The 16,770-nt window shown below is 60.4% G+C and carries 12 protein-coding genes; 11 read left to right on the forward strand and 1 reads right to left on the reverse strand.

The annotated features are described in order from the left end of the window. From VGY55_02320 to VGY55_02335, 4 genes are all read left to right on the forward strand, one after another. On the forward strand, positions 1 to 191 hold a 191-nt coding region (locus VGY55_02320; GenBank protein HEV2968794.1), incomplete at its 5' end, for a hypothetical protein. Positions 192 to 375: 184 nt separating this feature from the next. Continuing rightward, positions 376 to 1,779 carry a YcjX family protein gene (locus VGY55_02325; GenBank protein ID HEV2968795.1) on the forward strand — a complete coding sequence of 468 codons (1,404 nt, stop codon included), beginning with the start codon at positions 376 to 378 and terminating at the stop codon, positions 1,777 to 1,779. A 97-nt stretch (positions 1,780 to 1,876) separates the two neighbouring features. Then, positions 1,877 to 3,184, forward strand: a complete 1,308-nt coding sequence (locus tag VGY55_02330; protein ID HEV2968796.1) for a DUF697 domain-containing protein — start codon at positions 1,877 to 1,879, stop codon at positions 3,182 to 3,184. 314 nt (positions 3,185 to 3,498) lie between these two features. After that, the gene (locus VGY55_02335) at positions 3,499 to 3,636 is read left to right on the forward strand and encodes a hypothetical protein (protein HEV2968797.1); all 138 of its coding nucleotides are present in this window, start codon (positions 3,499 to 3,501) and stop codon (positions 3,634 to 3,636) included. A gap of 382 nt (positions 3,637 to 4,018) precedes the next feature. On the opposite strand, the gene VGY55_02340 is transcribed toward VGY55_02335, so the two are convergent. After that, positions 4,019 to 4,435, reverse strand: coding sequence for a DUF1549 domain-containing protein (locus tag VGY55_02340; GenBank protein HEV2968798.1), 417 nt, complete (start codon positions 4,433 to 4,435; stop codon positions 4,019 to 4,021). A gap of 234 nt (positions 4,436 to 4,669) precedes the next feature. Here VGY55_02340 and VGY55_02345 point away from each other — a divergent pair, with 234 nt between their 5' ends. The 7 genes from VGY55_02345 to VGY55_02375 all read left to right on the forward strand — a co-directional run bounded on the left by VGY55_02345 (position 4,670) and on the right by VGY55_02375 (position 16,732). Continuing rightward, the gene (locus tag VGY55_02345; protein HEV2968799.1) at positions 4,670 to 6,769 is read left to right on the forward strand and encodes a PQQ-binding-like beta-propeller repeat protein; all 2,100 of its coding nucleotides are present in this window, start codon (positions 4,670 to 4,672) and stop codon (positions 6,767 to 6,769) included. 467 nt (positions 6,770 to 7,236) lie between these two features. Continuing rightward, positions 7,237 to 8,121, forward strand: coding sequence for an SIMPL domain-containing protein (locus tag VGY55_02350; GenBank protein HEV2968800.1), 885 nt, complete (start codon positions 7,237 to 7,239; stop codon positions 8,119 to 8,121). A gap of 394 nt (positions 8,122 to 8,515) precedes the next feature. Continuing rightward, positions 8,516 to 10,108, forward strand: a complete 1,593-nt coding sequence (locus VGY55_02355; GenBank protein HEV2968801.1) for an NPCBM/NEW2 domain-containing protein — start codon at positions 8,516 to 8,518, stop codon at positions 10,106 to 10,108. Between the two features lie 17 nt (positions 10,109 to 10,125). Further along, the gene (locus VGY55_02360; GenBank protein ID HEV2968802.1) at positions 10,126 to 11,067 is read left to right on the forward strand and encodes a hypothetical protein; all 942 of its coding nucleotides are present in this window, start codon (positions 10,126 to 10,128) and stop codon (positions 11,065 to 11,067) included. Between the two features lie 2 nt (positions 11,068 to 11,069). Beyond that, entirely contained in the window at positions 11,070 to 12,866 is a 1,797-nt protein-coding gene (locus tag VGY55_02365) for an RICIN domain-containing protein (protein ID HEV2968803.1), read from the forward strand. A 1,264-nt stretch (positions 12,867 to 14,130) separates the two neighbouring features. Further along, complete coding sequence (locus VGY55_02370; GenBank protein HEV2968804.1) at positions 14,131 to 14,928, forward strand: PEP-CTERM sorting domain-containing protein; 798 nt, start codon at positions 14,131 to 14,133, stop codon at positions 14,926 to 14,928. A 13-nt stretch (positions 14,929 to 14,941) separates the two neighbouring features. After that, positions 14,942 to 16,732 carry a CRTAC1 family protein gene (locus VGY55_02375; GenBank protein ID HEV2968805.1) on the forward strand — a complete coding sequence of 597 codons (1,791 nt, stop codon included), beginning with the start codon at positions 14,942 to 14,944 and terminating at the stop codon, positions 16,730 to 16,732. Positions 16,733 to 16,770 lie beyond the last annotated feature (38 nt).

Raw genomic sequence — 16,770 nt, forward strand, 5'->3', positions numbered from 1 at the left:
AACCGGCCACCAAGCTCGTTGCCGCAATCTGTCTCATGATGGTGGTTGGTGTTGATGCCGCTCATGATGCGATCATTGACGCCAGGGCACGCGCAGCGCGACGATTGCTAGGTAGCATTGATCATGAAGAACGCGTTCAAGCGGTCCGGAGGCAGATGCTTAACGAAATACGGCAGATAGCGGAGCAATAGTTCATCCAGACGCACCGCGGCACCCAGGGCAAACCGAAATGGTCGGCGCCGAAAGCGCAGGCCACGCCGATCTGGACTCTTTCAGTCCAACGCGTGCCGACTGAAAGCGTTGCGAAACCAGCTCGGCGTGGTAAAAAGTGGAGGGAACGCGACAAATTAGCCGTGTAAACGGGAGGGTGCTGAAGTGGTTCGTCAGAGAAGGATCCGCGTCGGCGTGATCGGCATGTACCGGTCCGGCAAGACCGTCCTTCTGACATCCCTGATCAATCACCTCCTCAACCATCATCCGGATCGGCTGACGCTGGGAGACGGGCAGGTCGAGCTGGGCTGCCTCAAATCCGACCTGCCGCCAGCCGACGCAGGGTTCGCCAAGTTCGAGTACGGCTACTACCGTAGCCGGCTCGGGAACCGGGTCTGGCCGGACAAGACGCTGGCCTGCTCTCAATACCGCTGCCGCCTCCTGGTGAAGAGGTCTGAAAAGCGGCACGAGCAGATTGAACTGACGCTCACCGACATGGCCGGCGAACGACTGGCCGACCTATCCATGGCCGACCAGACCTACGAGCAGTGGTCCGACAGCATCCTGGAACTGTTCGGCCACCTGGAATACCAGTCGGCTGCCGGCGAGTATTTGGCGCTCGCCGAGCGGCCCGGAGTGTCGGCCGATGCGGTCGTCGCCACCTACCGCCGCGTATTGGCGCGGCTCATTCATTCCTTCCTCCCTCTCGTCAGCCCCTCCGCGTTCCTGGTCGACGCCAACAGCAAACACTGCGATGTGCTAGATGTCGACAGCTTAGCAGCCACTCGCCTGTCCGGTCTGGATGAGGCTCGACAATTCGCGACTCTCCCGAAGCCGGTCCGGGAGCGCGACGTGGAAACCGTCGCTCGGTTTCGCCAGCATTATCGGGAGTATCGACGCCAGATCGTCGAGCCGCTGGCCCATTGGTTCACGCAGTGCGAGACGTTGCTGGTGGTGACCGATTTGACCATGCTGCTGGCCGGCGGGGTGGGAATGTACAACGGACAGAAGCAGATGCTTTCCCAGGTCGTCGATTATCTCGCCCCCGGCCGCGGGCCTTTCAACCGCTGGGCCGATCGCATCGTCAGGACGGGGAGCTGGGGCCGGTTCAGTGCCGGCGATCTCTTAAAGCTCACCTCCGCCGGACGGCTGCGAATGTCGGGCGTTCGGCGTGTCGCGTTCGTGGCGACCAAAGCGGACAAAATCCATGTCGATGACCACGATAAGCTCTTGGGCCTGCTCCACGACATGACGCGGAATCTGGCGGTGCAGGGGCGGTTTACCGGTGGTTTGAAGGTCGAGGAATTCGTGTGCGCGGCCGTCAAATCGAGCGTGAGCCTACCGGAATACCCGTTCCTAGATGCCCGATTGACGACCGCGTCGCAGAACGGCGAAGCCGACTTGCAACGATTTGAGACCGCCCAGGTGCCCGAGCATTGGCCGGACAAGTGGGCGGCCGGGGATTTCGTCTTTCCAGACGTCTTCCCTTTGATGCCATCGAACCGCGATCTGCCTCCCCGGCACATCGGGTTGGATCGGGTTGTCAACTATGTCCTGGCGGGCCAATAGTCGTCATTTGGAGCGCAAGCGGCGAAATCGCACACATGAATTGCCGCCGTTTGTCCCATCCATTGCAAACTCCGGGCGCCAATCTTGAGGAATTCAAATGAGCGATCATCCTGAAAGTATCCAGGGTTCGACCCGATCGACGCCGTTAGTTCTCGGAGATCCGAATTCCGGTAAGAGTCCGTTCGAGGCAAGCGAGAAAGAGAAGTCATCGGCGTTGACAGATGCCGGACAAGTTGACGCGGGAACCAGCCAGCGCCGGAGCTATCGGCAATCCCTGGGCGTTCCACCGCAGACGGCGACTGTTTTCGAGACGGTTCCACGAGCGGATAGCCGGTTGACCGAAGCCTGGGATCGGCCGCTTTCCGACGACGATGAAAGCGAAACAGCCCTCGAATCGAACTCTTGGGGCCAGCCGCTGCTCCGCCCTAGTGTGATCGCCATTCTGCTTTTGCTCGGCAGTCTTGTATCGCTATTTGTCCTCAGCCAGGTCCTGCTGTTGATCACTCAGTTGTCCCAATTGCCGGGCTGGGTTCGCCCACTCGGCTACGCGGGAGCCGCGGTATTGTGCGGCCTGACGGTTTACGCAATGGTCCGCGTCGGCCTTTGCTACTTCAGTCTCCGGGCGACCGAGCGGATTTCGCTGCGGTCGCTTGGCGCGCTGCGGCAGCGGGCGCGCCTCCGCTCCGCTGCAATCAAGCGCATTCGCGAGGCGCGGCAAAGCTTAGCCGAGTTGCTCGACAAGTATCCGATGTCCAACTGGTCAGAGGTCAAGCAACTCAAGAAGTTGGGCATGACTCCTCAAGAGATCAAGAGCCTCGCCCAGTATCGACAACGGCTCCTGGCCGACACGGGCGGAGCGAGCGAGGGGTGGATGGAGAATTTCAACCGGCAGTTTTTGCAACTCTTGGACGTAATAGCCGATCGCCGGATCAAGCTGTATGCCAAGCGATCGGGGATCACAACGGGAGCTGCCCACCGCGGATCCATCGACACGATCATCGTCGCGATGAATGCTTATCTGATGGTCGGCGATCTGTGCCGGATCTACAACGTGCGGGCCGGCGCCTGGGGGACAGCGCGGATCCTGGGCCATATTTTCTTCAACACGTTTGCCGCTAGTCACGTCGATCAATTGTCGGACGTCGCTGCCGATCATGCTGCCAACGTCATGTCGCAACACGCGGACCATTTGGAGCCTGTAGCCGGCGCCGTCGGGGGCGCGGTCGGCGGAGCGGTCGGCGGAGCGGTCGGCCACATTCCAGGGGCGCTGGTCGGCGCCAAGGTTGCGTCCAAAGTGGCGTCCCGATTCATCAGCGGCGGGGTGAATGCGATTTTGTTGTATCGGCTCGGAAGGGCGGCCGTGCGGCAATTACGCCCGTTACAGGAGCGGCCGGGGGCGACATGATCTGTGAGAACGAAACGACCAGAATCTAGTAGTCGTCCCGCAGGATGCCTCTTTCATCCTCGAAGGCACGGCCGCACCAGTCGTCGTATCTCACTTGTGAGAAGTGACTTGTGCCAAGTTCATCGGAATGATTGAAATCCGCTTAGTTGTGTCCACCACTATGCCGGATTCAATCTTTCGCTGAACTTCATCGCAGTATTCTTATTCCCTCAAACCGTCATTCGGCTGGCGGAGTTCGGCGCGGCGGTCGATCCAACCGAAGCGTCCGGGAGGAAGACCTCAACCTGCTTCGGTGTTGCGGACCGCCGCGTCCAATGAAACCTCGTTTCGCGACCTCGGTGGTTTCGACCGACGCGCCGAATTGCCGGGAAAACCCACCCTCGGGCGTGAACACCGACGTGATCAGAGGCAGCAGCGTAATCCGTTCGGGCGATGGGACCGAAACGTTCTGAATTCGGATTGTTAGGCGCGTCGATCGAGCAGATTGACAGGCTACGGAGCCGGGGCCGGCATTGTTATACTTAAGATTGAATAATCCGCTTCGTGCGGGCCGCCGCAAAACGAACCGCGGAGGCCGTGATCGCGCGTACCAGGTATTTCACGTCGTAACTGTGCAGCACAAACTGCTGCGAAAGCTCGTCAAACAATTCGGGCTGCGACGGCGGACCGGCCGTGTCGAGATGATCGACCGGACTGACCAGGCCGCGGCCAAAGAAATAAACCTACAACCGATTCACCGCGGCCTGGGCGAACCACGGATTGGGGGAGCTGGTGATCCATTTGGCCAGCACCGTCCGCTAAGTCACCCCAGGCTGGTTAGCCGGCGCGGCGCCGTCAAGGAATTGCGGCTTGACGACATATTTTCGTCTCGGGGATGAGGAGGCTGTCGTCTTCCAGGGCGGCGATTGGCGTCGCGGCGGACGAAGCAGGATCAGCCGCTTCGTCTTGCATGTCCTTCAAGAACGCGGCGTACTGCCAGAACTGTTGCCGCTTCCAACTGGCGAACGGATGGTCGTGACACTGGGCGCATTGCAATTGAATGCCCAGAAAGACTCGCGATGTGCTAGCCGCCAACAACTCGGGTTTGAATTCGGCCGCCTGGAAAAACGCGGCCGCGCTAGGCTCGCTGGCATCGGTCTGGGCCGCGTGGACTTGCGCCGTGATTAATTCGCGGGCGATTTCGTCGTAGGGCATGTTGACCGCGAAGCGCAGCCGCAACCAGTTTTCCAGCGCCGCGGTTTTGTACCGCAACAGCGGAAATACACAAATCTTTCCCGGACGGGGGAGTCTTGTTGCAAACCAAACGAACAGTAGCTTAGGATGGTTCAAATACGGGGCCGATTAGCCCTTTTGGCGGGCCGAACGGGTTGTGGATTCCAGTCAGCCTCGAAGCGGATCTTCGTAAAACCCACGGTCTGTGCGTCTAATACGGGGACCGATTGCTGCCGGCTTGTACGATCGATCGACCATAGGGGGTCTGAAGTCATGCGCAGGCTGTCAATCAACTTTTTGGCCGTAGGCACGGCGGCGGGCGGCTTCATGCTTGCGCTTGGAGCCCAAATGGCTTGGGGGCAGGTGCTTAACACAAATGCCGTCGCCAGCGACTCGCCGTCACCCAACGACCTCAATCAGCCCTTTCTGCTCCCTTCCGTCCCCAGCGACGTGGTGGAATCGATCGACGATTACCGCCGCTATTGCCAGCGCCAATATTGGGAGAAGGCTTTCGAACAACTGGATAAGTTGAGTTCGGCCAAATCAACCGGCTTGGTGCACGACAAGGATGGCGTGATGATTCCGCCCGCTCTGTTGTTGGCGCGGTTGATTTTGGACCTGCCCGAGGACGGCAAGAACGCCTTCCGGCTATTTTACGATGCCGATGCCAAAAGTCTGCTGGAACAGGCGCAGGGGAAAGACGAGGAAGGAAAGCTAGCCAAGGTCGCCACGCAGTTTCTCTTCACGGCCTCCGGCGATCTGGCCGCCGACCGTTGGGGAGATTTGCTGTTTGAGCGCGGTGATTTTTCGCGCGCAATCGGCGCCTGGCGCAGCATTTTAAGGAACCATCCGGATAGCGGCATTCCGCAGCCGCAATTGCTGGTAAAGGTTGCCGTCGCCGCGGCACGCGATGGCCATTGGCCGGAGTTTCAGGAAATCAAACAGCAAATTCACGAGCGTCAGTCGGAGGCCAGCGTGACCGTGGGCGGCCAAAGCGTGCGGGCCATCGATTATTTGGAAAAGCTGTCCGCGTCTGGCCCAGCCCAAACGACGGCGGTTGGCGCGGCCCAGTCGGCCGCCAAGGTGCGACTGTCGCCCGACGCCAAGCCACTATGGCAATTCCGCTGGTTCGCACAGATTAATCCCATTTTGGGTAATCGAGAGGGCTTGGCCTTGTACGACCAGAGGTACGGCCGGCAGTTTGCCTCCAATTTTGTGCCCCCCGTCGCGATCGACGACGCGCGAGTCTACTCGGACTTCGTCGGCTATGACATCGGCATCAATCTGCAGTCCGGAAAGCTTGCCTGGCGCAGCGGGCGGTTTTACGATCTGATGAAAAACGACAATGGCCAAAACCAAATCAACCAGGGGCGCAATCTGCTGCTGGAACAATCCGGAATCATTTGCACTAAAGACCGCGTCTGGTCGGTGGCGCACGACACAACCAATCAAAACAACGGCGAAAGCCATTATTACCTGATCGCGCGCGACGTCGCGACCGGCAAGGAATCGTTCAACAGCAAAACGGCCTCTGGCGTTCGCGATTGGACCATGACCGGCACGCCCATCGCCGACGACAGCCACATTTATTTGGGAGCTTTCAAGCCGAATCAGCCCAGCGACGTGTATGCCCTCTGCTTGAACGCCGCGGATGGCAAGCTGATGTGGAACGCAAAAATCGGCAGTTACAAAAACGATCCCAGGCAGCTTTATTACAACGCGACGGTGCGCTCGACCGTGCCGTCGCTGTTGCTGTCGGGCGGGCGGCTGTATTTCGACACGCAGGCCGGCAGTTTCGTGCAAATTAACCCGGCCGCCGGCGAGATTGTTTGGGGGCTGAACTATGATTCGGAAATGCCCACCAGCGATCGCGATTACGGCCAAGCGCCCGAGCAATGTACCGTCAGTGCCCCGATGCTGGCCGGCGGCGTGCTGTATTTCAAGGGAATGCGCTCGCGCCGACTGTATGCGGTCGATCCGAATGGTCCCAAAATTCTGTGGAGGAGGCCGGTTTCGGTGGGGTCGGTGCTGGTCGGGGTGGATCGCGAACGGATTTATATGGGCGGTGCGGAGATCATGGCCTATGACCTGAAAACGAAGCAACTGCTGTGGTCCAAACCGGTGCCAATGGGCACCGGCTGGATTCATCCACTCTTGACCGACGACCGGATTTACGAGTTTACGCCGCGCGGCATTTACGAAATCGAAAAAACCACCGGCGAAGTCGTGCAAATATTCCGCGGCATCGATATGGATTCGCTTGGCGGAAGCCTGCTCTTGACGCCGCGCGCGATCGTGGCGGTCTCGAATTTGGCGATCACCGCGTACCCGCTGGAGAGCACTGACGGCGCCGCGAAAGAGCAATCGGAATAGACCGCGGATGACGCGGATTTACGTGGATCAAATGGATGCGTTGAAAGAGCGAAGCCAAATCAATAACATCCATGGTTTCCGTTATTGATCTGCTGGACTGCCCAAAAACTGGTTGAATTGTGCCATAAAATCGACTACGAGCCCGTTGTTTTCGATTGTCGCTGTGTTCGCGCTTGTTAACGCCGCGGCGGGCGGCGAGGAACCGGGCATTACGGTTTCGGCCACGGGGGAATCGACCGCCAAGCCCAATCGCTTGGAAATTGAAATCAAAGGCCAACGGCCGTGGAGGAAACTCCGACAGGGTATGCTGAGAGCTTCGACTACGATGGCCCGGAGGTGCCCGATTCTGTGCGCGTCGGTAACGCAGCCCTCGATGCGCCGCGACTGGCCTCGCCGACTCTGGCCGAAATCCCCATGCGCCTGAACCTACAAGTACGATTTAACCTTCAACCCAACGAGGCCACAAAATGAAAAGCGTCGTGATTGTTACGATCGCGGCGGCAATGCTGGCCACCCTTGCCACATCGGCCGGCGCGCAGGTTCTCGTAAATCCAGTCAATCCGACCAGCGGCATCACCGTAACCGGCAAGGGCGAGATTGTCGCCAAGCCCGACGTGGTCGAAATCAAACTTCGCATCGCTGGCTCGGCGGAGCTGACCGATGACGCCATCGTCAAGCATCGCGACGCGCGCGACCGCGTGCTCAAGGCGTTCGAGGCGCTCAAATTGGATAATCTGAAGGCCGACGATTTAAACCTCAACGTCCATTCGGCCACCTCGCGCGAACAAGCCCAAATGATTTTCCGCGGCAATGTGCCCAACACGCCCGCGCAAATCGAGGTTTCCAGCGCCGTGCGGGTCCGCCTATCGGGGATCGACAAGACGCCTCCCGACGAATTGATGAAGTCCATCGGCAAGCTGCTCGATACGGCCAAAGACAGCGGGGCGGCGGTGGGACCGTCGGACGAGGAAGTGGCCATGGCTTCTCGTTACGGCCGCACGACGACCAGTACGATGGTCCGCTTCGTGGTCAGCGCCGCCGAGGCAACGCGCGAACAGGCCTATCAAAAGGCCGTGGACGACGCGCGCCAGCGTGCCGAACGACTGGCCAAGCTCCATTCCTCGAAGCTTGGTCCCGTATTATCCGTGCAGGAAGCGTTCGTTTCCAGCGATAATATCTCAACCGTCCAGCAGCAGCCCTGGGAACTTCAGCAGCCAGACATTACCCCGCCCGGGGAAATCAACACCGAGAATATGACCGGCGCGGTATTCCAGGTTAGGCTGTCGGTGCGGTTCGCGATCGATTCGGCGGAAAAGATGGCCGCCCAATCCTCGACAGGTGCGGAGCGATAAACTCGACGCAAGCTCTTATGACCAGAATCATATTGGATTTGTACCTCGCTCCCACGCTCTGCGTGGGAGCGCATTGCTCAGACGCTCCGCGTCGACGCCCTGGCGGCAGACGATTCGTAGCAATTATTCTGATGGTCTTCGCCGCCGTTTCAGCGCTGGATCGAACAAAACTCCTCCAAGCCGACGATCTGCCTCCCGCCGCGGATGGCGCGTCGAACGCAGCCAATCCCAAGGCATCCAAGCCGCCGTCCTCACTTCCACTTGCCAATCAGGACAAAGCCGCCCCAGAGGCGAAACCGTCTGTGGATGCCGCAGCGCAGAAAAGTCCAGCAAAGTCCTAGGTCCACCGATGATACAGTCTCGATTGCTACCGTCACGGCCAAGCCCGGCATGGATGACGTCGATCATCTTCGTCGCGGCCGCCGCCGTGGCCGACTTGGCCCGCGCCGACGATTCAACCGCCGCCAAATCCAAATCGCGTGAAGTCGCGGTCATTACCGCGGCCGACGAGAGAATCACCGGACCGCTTGCGGATTTTCGTAGCGGCCTGCTCATCGTCGATTCGAAACCCCCGCGATCGATCGATTTGATGGACCTTCAACGCCTCTCCTTCGGTTCCGTGGCCGGGGTTGCCGCGCAGTGGCTCGGCCAGGATCAGCACGATCTGGTCGGCGTCGGCTCAACCGCCTCGGGAAACGGCATCCAGGATATCCACCTTCGCCTGACCGGGCTGCCGGCAGAAAAACAAATCAAGCAACTGCGAGTCCTCCTCCGCTCGCCGCTTTCGGCCTGGCGGCTGGATACGGCCGAGTCGCCCGACTGGCGGCTGGTCGTCGAGCGCTTCGGCAATTCGCCGATGGCCGAAGTGTTTCTCGAGCCCCCCGCCTCCGACGTCTTCAATCAGCAGTTTCAAATCACGCTGACTTACTCCGACGGTTCCACGGAAAAAATCGCCTGCGCCGCCACGACGCACACGAGCGACAAGCTAAAAACGGGGGCCCAAACCGCGGATGCTGAAAAGCAACTGCATTTCAAAGCCGAACTGGGCGCCGGCGACGTCATCGTCGGCAAGCTAGTGCAAATGACGGACGAGAGCCTAACGCTGAAAACGACCTGGCAACCCAATGTGCGAATTCCGCTACTACATGTTCAGGGCTTGCTTTGCGAACCCGCCCTACCGGAAGCGGCCAGCCGCTATCAACAGGCCCTGGTAAAGCCCGGCAGTGAAGATCTCGCGATCGTCGTCGCCAAAGACGGCGGCCTGGCCGAAATTCCTGGCCACTTGAAGCAATGGGAATGCCAACAGCTTCACTTCGTCTACGAGGGCCAAGAGCAGACCATCCAAACCGCGCGTGTGCAGGCCCTGGTTTTGGCCGCTCATCCGCCAGTCCATTCCACGGCCGCCTTTCAGGTCGTTCGCCTGCAAACGGGCGACACTCTGTCGGGTTCATGGGTGGCGGTCAACGACAACAGCATTTCCATGAATAGCCCCTGGGGCGATACGTGGGAAATTCCAATCGAAAGCATTTCGGAAATCGGCACCCGCAACGGCAACCTCGTTCATTTGTCCGATCTCGATCCAGTTTCCGTCGAACAAGTGCCTTATTTCGGCCGCCTTATGCATTATCGCCGCGACCAGTCCTTGGAGGGCAGCCCCTTGAAGATCAAAGGCAAGTTCTATGCCAAGGGCTTGGCGGTCCACTCGCGTTGTCTGCTCGCCTACACACTGGACGGCCAATTTGCCAATTTCAAAACGTTGGTTGGCTTCGATGACGACGCCGGGACTCGCGGCCGTGTCAACTGCCGAGTGCTGGCCGATGGTAAGGAACTCTTCGCCAATCCCGACCTCCGCGCCGACCAGGAACCGCAAACCCTCGACCTTTCCGTCGCCGGAGCCAAGCTTCTAACACTGGAAGTCGATTTCGGCGAAAACGAAGATACAGGCGATCGCGTCATCTGGGCCCAACCGCGCTTGTTCCGCAAATAGAAAACGGAGAGCGAATCATGATTCCGATTTCTCTGCAACGATACCGTCTTGGTTCATTCCTAGCATGCTTACTCGCCAGCGGGTGGTTTCCGCCTCCCACTCTTCTGGCCGAGGATGTCCCGCGCCTTACCATCGCCACGCACCGCTTCGGCGGCGTGCAGTTGATGAGCATCGGCATCGACGGCTCCAATCCCCAGCAGCTCACCAACGATCCGGACGACGCGACCCAGGCCACCTGGTGCCCCGACGGATCGAAGGTCGCCTACGTCGTTGGCCCTCGGCTCCAGGGTAAAATCAAAATCATGGATGCCGACGGGAAAAACGCCCGCGTGCTGTTGAAGGACGCCGCGCCGCAACGAACTCCACAATGGTCCCCCGACGGCAAGCAAATCGCGTTCTCGATGGTCGATAAAAGCAATGGCAATTTCAATATCTTTGTCGTCAACACCGACGGAACGGGGTTGAAGAACCTGACGGACGCCCCCAGGTTTTCCGCCGATCCCGCCTGGTCCCCCGACGGAAAGAAGATTGCCTACGCGTCCGATCGGCCCGGCGCTCGAATCCGCCTCTGGCTGATGAACGCCGACGGCTCCGAACAGACGGACGTTTTGGGCCGCGACCTGTATCATGCCGTCTATCCCGCCTGGTCGGTGGATGGCAAGCAAATCGTTTACGGTTCGTCGGTCGATCCGTCGCAGTGCCAGGTCATGCAGGTCAATTTCGACGGCAAAGGCGACTCGCCGATCACCACGGGCCCCAACCAGTACAGCTATCCGGCCTGGTCTGCGGACGGGCAATATCTGGCCTACGTGTCGGATCCCGGCGCAGAAGCTGGCGATCTGTGCATCTACGACGTGGTCGCTGGCAAGCATCGCGTGGTCCTGAAGGGCGAAGTCTTCCAAGAACTATTTCGCGACGCCCGTCCCTCATGGGTTCCCAAGCAACCTCCAAAGCAATGAAAATGCCCACGCACAATTCGAAGACATTCGGCGGCGCGTTCGCCGCTCGAAATACTGCCGCAGCTTCAATCCTGCCCCTCTTATGCCTCCTGGCCGCCATCGCCGCGGCCCGCGCCGATGACCCACCGCGCCTGGATATTCACGAATGGTCGGTCTGGCTGACAGAGCCCACGCAAAACCAAATCAATGCCCTGGCCGGCTATCCCAGCGCCATGCCCGGATTGGTTGATACGCCGCGCAGCCGCCGCCCCGAGACCGAGGGTCCCAGCGTCTCGCCCCTCAGCCTGATTTCGTTTTCCGGAAAACCCGCCGACGCGGTCAATCTTTCGCTGCGAATGACCAACGGCCGCTTCCTCGCCCATTGGCCGCCGGCCGACGCGAAAAACAACCGCCTGGCATGGAACGATTTGAAGTTGACGGCGCCCGCGGCCGAGGCCCCTTACGGCTTCGTCCCCGACGACCACTGGTTTGCTCGAGCGCGCCAATCGAACAGCCTGCAAGTCCAACGAGGGAGCCGGGTAGAACGCTTCATCGCTTACGATCCGGAACTAAATGTTCCACTGTCGTTGCGCGTCGACGGCGGGCCGGATCGCTACCAGATCATCAATTCGGGCAAGTATTCGCTGAAAGACGTGTTGCTGATCGTGCCTGCATCGAAAGGCCGACGGATCGGCTGGCTCGATGATTTGCCTGCGCCGAAGAATCCCGCTCCCGTCAAGACTCCGCCGGCCGCGACTGGCTCGCCGAATCCCGGCGGTGCGGCGGTGGCCCAGGCGCTCGACGCCGTGAAAGCGGCGACAGCCCAATTGCGCGCCGCCTCCGCTAGGATGCAATCGGGCGCCGATAAGCCCGCCGACGGCAGATTCGTCAAGCTCGTACATGTCGAAACCGGTAAGGCCCTGGGCATCGCTGGCGACTCTGATGAAGATTCTGCCCAAGCTGAATTGGCCCAAGATGAACCGAATGATACGCGCATATGGAAAATCGAAAAAGATGGCGACTTCTTCAAATTGCTCAACCGCAAAAGCGGCAAGGTGCTGGACGTGCAGCGCGAATCGAAATCGGAGGGCGCCGCCGTCATTCAATGGCCCGACAAAGCGGAAGTCGAAAACCAACTTACGCAGGACAACCAGCGGTGGTCCTGGGATGGCAGTGGAGCCGAGCGTCGGCTGACAAATAAGCTGAGCAATCTCGTTCTCGATATCGACGGAACTGGGAAACTGGTCCAGCGCCTCGCCGATCCGGGTGCCAGGCGGCAACTGTGGCGCGTTGTAGAGGTCAAAGAGGGGGTCAAGGATAAGTCGATCGACATCTTGGCCGAAGTGCAAATGAGCACGCCGCTGGGAATAGACCAACTCAACGTGCAAGCGATCACTCCGCTTCGCGACCGGCTCGTTGCCGCCGGCCTAACAGAAAGCGAGACCGACCTCCTCCTTTCCCTGTATAGCAAGTCGTTCTTTCAATCCCGCGAGCCGGTCTTGATCTGCCGATTGCCGCAAGCCACCGTCGACGAATGGCTCCCGCTGGAAGTCGATCTCGGCACCGCGAAAATCACCCGCGTCGCGCTGGTCCTGTGTTTCAAAGTTGACCCGCTGATTCGCGACCAGGTCCAACAGCTTATCGAGCAATTGGGCGACGACGACTATGCCAACCGCGAACAGGCCGAGCGAAAACTCCGCGACCTGGGACGGATGGCCATCCCCGCCCTCAAGGAAGCCGTCAATAGCCCAGACCCCGAACGAGTCATGCGCGCCGAGCGCCTCCTCCTCTGCCAAAACGAGCGCCTGGACGGAAAATAACAAACCCGCCTCGCCGACGAAATACGTCGAGTTCCTTCCTAACGCTGACAGTGTTCCAAAACCTTATGCCGTGGTAGTCCGCAAAGGCGAAATGCTGTAACGGTTCCCAGTTTGGCGCGCTGGCGACTAATGTGCTCCCTTCGGGATCGGTCATCCCCGTGTGGTGATATCCACCCACTCGCCGCACCGGATAGCCTCGCCGCTCCAGCTTCTCGATCGCGCGTTCGCAGGGCGCAGTGATGAAGCTGGAGAAGAGCACTAGAATGACGCACCGCCGCGGGTCCATCGGGTGGTTGGAGGGGCGCGGCGCCCTTGGCCGCTGCGGCCGCTCGGGGGGCTCTGAGATCAAATCTCGCTCTCGATCACGACAGCAGAGATACTAGGAATCTACTGACGGCCCGTGTCGCTTGCAAGCGCGCAGTCTTAGTGGTCAGAGTGGGATAATAAGGGCCGACTTTTGAGCACAAAGGGAGGATTCCTTGCGCCAAAGGGATGCGATATTGGTCCGGACCAGTCCCGTGTTTAAGACCGACGCGGCAAAATGCCGCTGGCAGGCGCGCTCATGAGGACGCTTCTGTTTGGGTGTCAAGAGCGTGCAATGGGCTGCTTCCATCCTGCTTCGGCCGACACCTCGACGCGGCGAGCTTATTCGGCAAATCTACTTCGGTGAAATCGACCGGCTTGATTTCTACTTACGCCTTGGATGCTCCGGTCCGCCCGACCGACGTAGTTTCGCAACCGCGGTCGATCCGACCGACGCGGCTAATCGTCTCGCATTCCCGAACGCGTTTTCAGGCAGCGATCGTGGCTAAATCGCGGCGGCAATCCACTTCAGCCTGATTGCCTCGTGCCTGCGCAACAACGTCGAACCGTTCGCCTATCTCCGCGACCTGCTCACGCGCCTGCCGGCTCTCCTGCCGGGCGCCACGCGCGACGACCTTTGCTCCCTGTTCCCCGACCGCTGGCAGCCGGCCAAATAAATCCGCTCGCAATGCCAGCCGTTGCGCAATTCAGCAAACGGGTTCCACCGGACGCTCACGAAATAGACGCTCCCAAGGCTTGAGCCCAACCCGATTCAGAATCCGCATGAACTGTGTCCGCAGGTTCTGTGTATTCGTCGTTCGACCCGAATTGAGAAATTGAAAACGCCTGCCATCGATGGGAATTTCATGGACTTCCACGATGGCTCCGACTACAAATGGGTTAGTTCGACTGGGCGGGGTGCGTTCGCGGGTGAATCAACTTTTAGGTTGGGAGGTCGCTAATGAAGAAACGATCGCAATTGCAGCAGGGCACGAACCTCGCAGATCAACTCGACACTTATTCGGCGTCGGTGCGAGCCAACCAGACTGCAGGTTGGTGGAGCAAGCGGATCCAACGCTGGACTCCCTATGCGGCCGCAGTTGGCTCGGGCCTCGCCCTGACCACCGCGTTGGACGCTGCCATCATCTATAGCGGACCGGACAGCACGCAGGTTACGGCAGGGGGCAACGGGACGTTTGGCGCCAATGTCTACATTGGTGGGCGGACGTTTCGCCTTGTTGTTGAGCACCAGTCCAGTCTATTTTCGCATAAAGGGGTCGCCAGCTTTCGTCGCGGAAATGGTGATAGCGTTCTTTCTCATGCGGGGGTTGGCTTGAAGCGTCTCTCCCAGGGTGCGGTCATCTCCAATGGCGCGGGCGGTAGCACGGCCGGTTGGGGTGGCGATTTTGCCAAGCTCGCTTACCGACGTTCCGCATTCGGTAATCCTTCTCCTCCGGGAGGCACCTGGGAGGCGGGCCAATCGGGGTTCGCGGGGATTAGGCTCAACACCGCGCATGGCCAAACTGACTATGGCTGGATCCGGTTGGAGTGGCTGGCCGACACGCATGGCGACCCAGTCACGTTGAAAGACGACTGGGCCTACGACGATAGCGGGGCCCCGATCGCCGCCGGCGCCGGGGCCGCCGTCCCCGAGCCGAGCAGTCTCGCGCTGGTATTGCTCGCGGCCGGCTCGGCGGGCGTGCTGGCCTGGCGGAAACGCCACCGAACGGCAGCCCCCGCTTCATCAGCCGCCGGCTGAAGAAACGCCATCGATGACCAAAAAGGCAACCGATCCCTGGTTCCGGCCGCCCGACGCCAGCGTGGATCGACGATGGTTTCTCAAAAGCATTGTGGCCGCAACCTTCCTAGCCGGCTGCGACCGTGCCACGCCTCGTCCCGACGCCAACTCTCCGCCGGGACCAGCGCTATTCCGCGACGCCGCCGAGGATACCGGCCTCATCTTCCGTCACGAAAATGGCATGTCGGGGGCGATGTACATGCCTGAAGTGATCGGCTCCGGCGTCGCCCTGTTCGATTACAACAACGACGGCAAGCTCGACGTGTTCGTCGTGCAGGGGGGCGTCCTGAAGCCCGGCGCGAAGCCCGAACCGAAAAAGGGCCCAACGCACAAGCTGTTCCGCAACGACATGGAAATCCTGCCCGACGGCAGCCGCGTCCTTAAGTTTACCGATGTAACCGAGGAGGCCGGGCTGAATTTTGCCGACTACGGGATGGGCGTGGTCGCCGGCGACTACGACGGCGACGGCTTCATCGATCTGTACGTCACCTGCCTGGGCCGCAACCGGTTGCTGCACAACAACGGCGATGGCACCTTCACCGACGTCACCGAAACCGCGGGCGTCGGCGGCGACGGCTGGAACACCAGTGCCGCCTGGGTCGATTTCGACCGCGATGGCCGGCTCGACCTGTTCGTCTGCCGCTACCTGCAGTGGACTTTCGACCGCCACAGGATGTGCCAGAACCCGGCGAGCGGCAACGACTACTGCGGCCCGAGATCGTTCGAACCGGCCCGATCGCGCCTGTATCGCAACTTGGGCAACGGCCGGTTCGAAGAAATATCGATCTCGTCCAGGATCGCGAGCAAAGCCGGCGCGGCGCTGGGTGTGGTCTGCGCCGACTTCAACGGCGACGGTTGGCCGGACCTGCTGGTGGCTAACGATGGGATGGAAAACCACCTCTGGATCAACCAGAAGGACGGCACGTTCAAGGAAGAGGCGCTGGCCCGGGGCTGCGCCCTTGATTGCGGCGGCGACGCCGAGGCCAACATGGGAGTCATCGCCGCCGACTTCCACAACAGCGGCCGGGACGACCTGTTCATCACCCATCTGATCACCGAGCACGCCACCTTCTATCGGAATCTGGGCGGAGGGCAGTTCGAGGACCAGACGACGCGCCTGGGACTGGATGCGGCAACCCGTGCCTTCACCGGCTTTGGCGCCTGTGCCATCGATTACGACAACGACGGCCGCCTAGACATTTTCGCCGCCAACGGGGCGGTGAAGGTGCTCGATGCCCAGGTAAAGGCTGGCTTCCAACCCCCGTTGCGCCAGCGCTGTCAGTTGTTCCACAACGATGGTGGGCCCAAGCTGCGTTTCGCCGAAGTCACCGAAGGCGCCTTCCTGAAGGTGGAGGACGTCGGACGCGGCGTGGCCTGCGGCGATTTCCGTAACAACGGCGCCGTTGACCTGGTGGTGGCCAACAACAACGGACCGCTGCGCTTGCTGCTCAACCAAGTCAGGCAAAAGAACCACTGGCTCGGCCTGCGTCTCGTGGACGGCCCCGTCGGGCGGCGCTTCGATGTGTTGGGAGCGGTGGCGACGCTGGAGCGGAGCGGCCAGCCATCGCTGCGACGGCGCTGTGCCACGGACGGCAGCTACCTGTCATCCAGCGATCCACGCGTGGTGTTCGGCCTGGACAATTCCGCGGCCTTCGACTGCGTCCGCGTGCTTTGGCCGGATGGATCGACGGAGGCGTGGCGGGGTCTGGCGGCGGACCAATATCACGAGCTGGCAAAGGGAACGGGGCGGAAAGAACAAGCGTAGCCGTCACGCGTCCGCGTGACGATTCTACTGCCAGGCAT

Source organism: Pirellulales bacterium (assembly GCA_035939775.1).
Lineage (GTDB): Bacteria > Planctomycetota > Planctomycetia > Pirellulales > DATAWG01 > DASZFO01.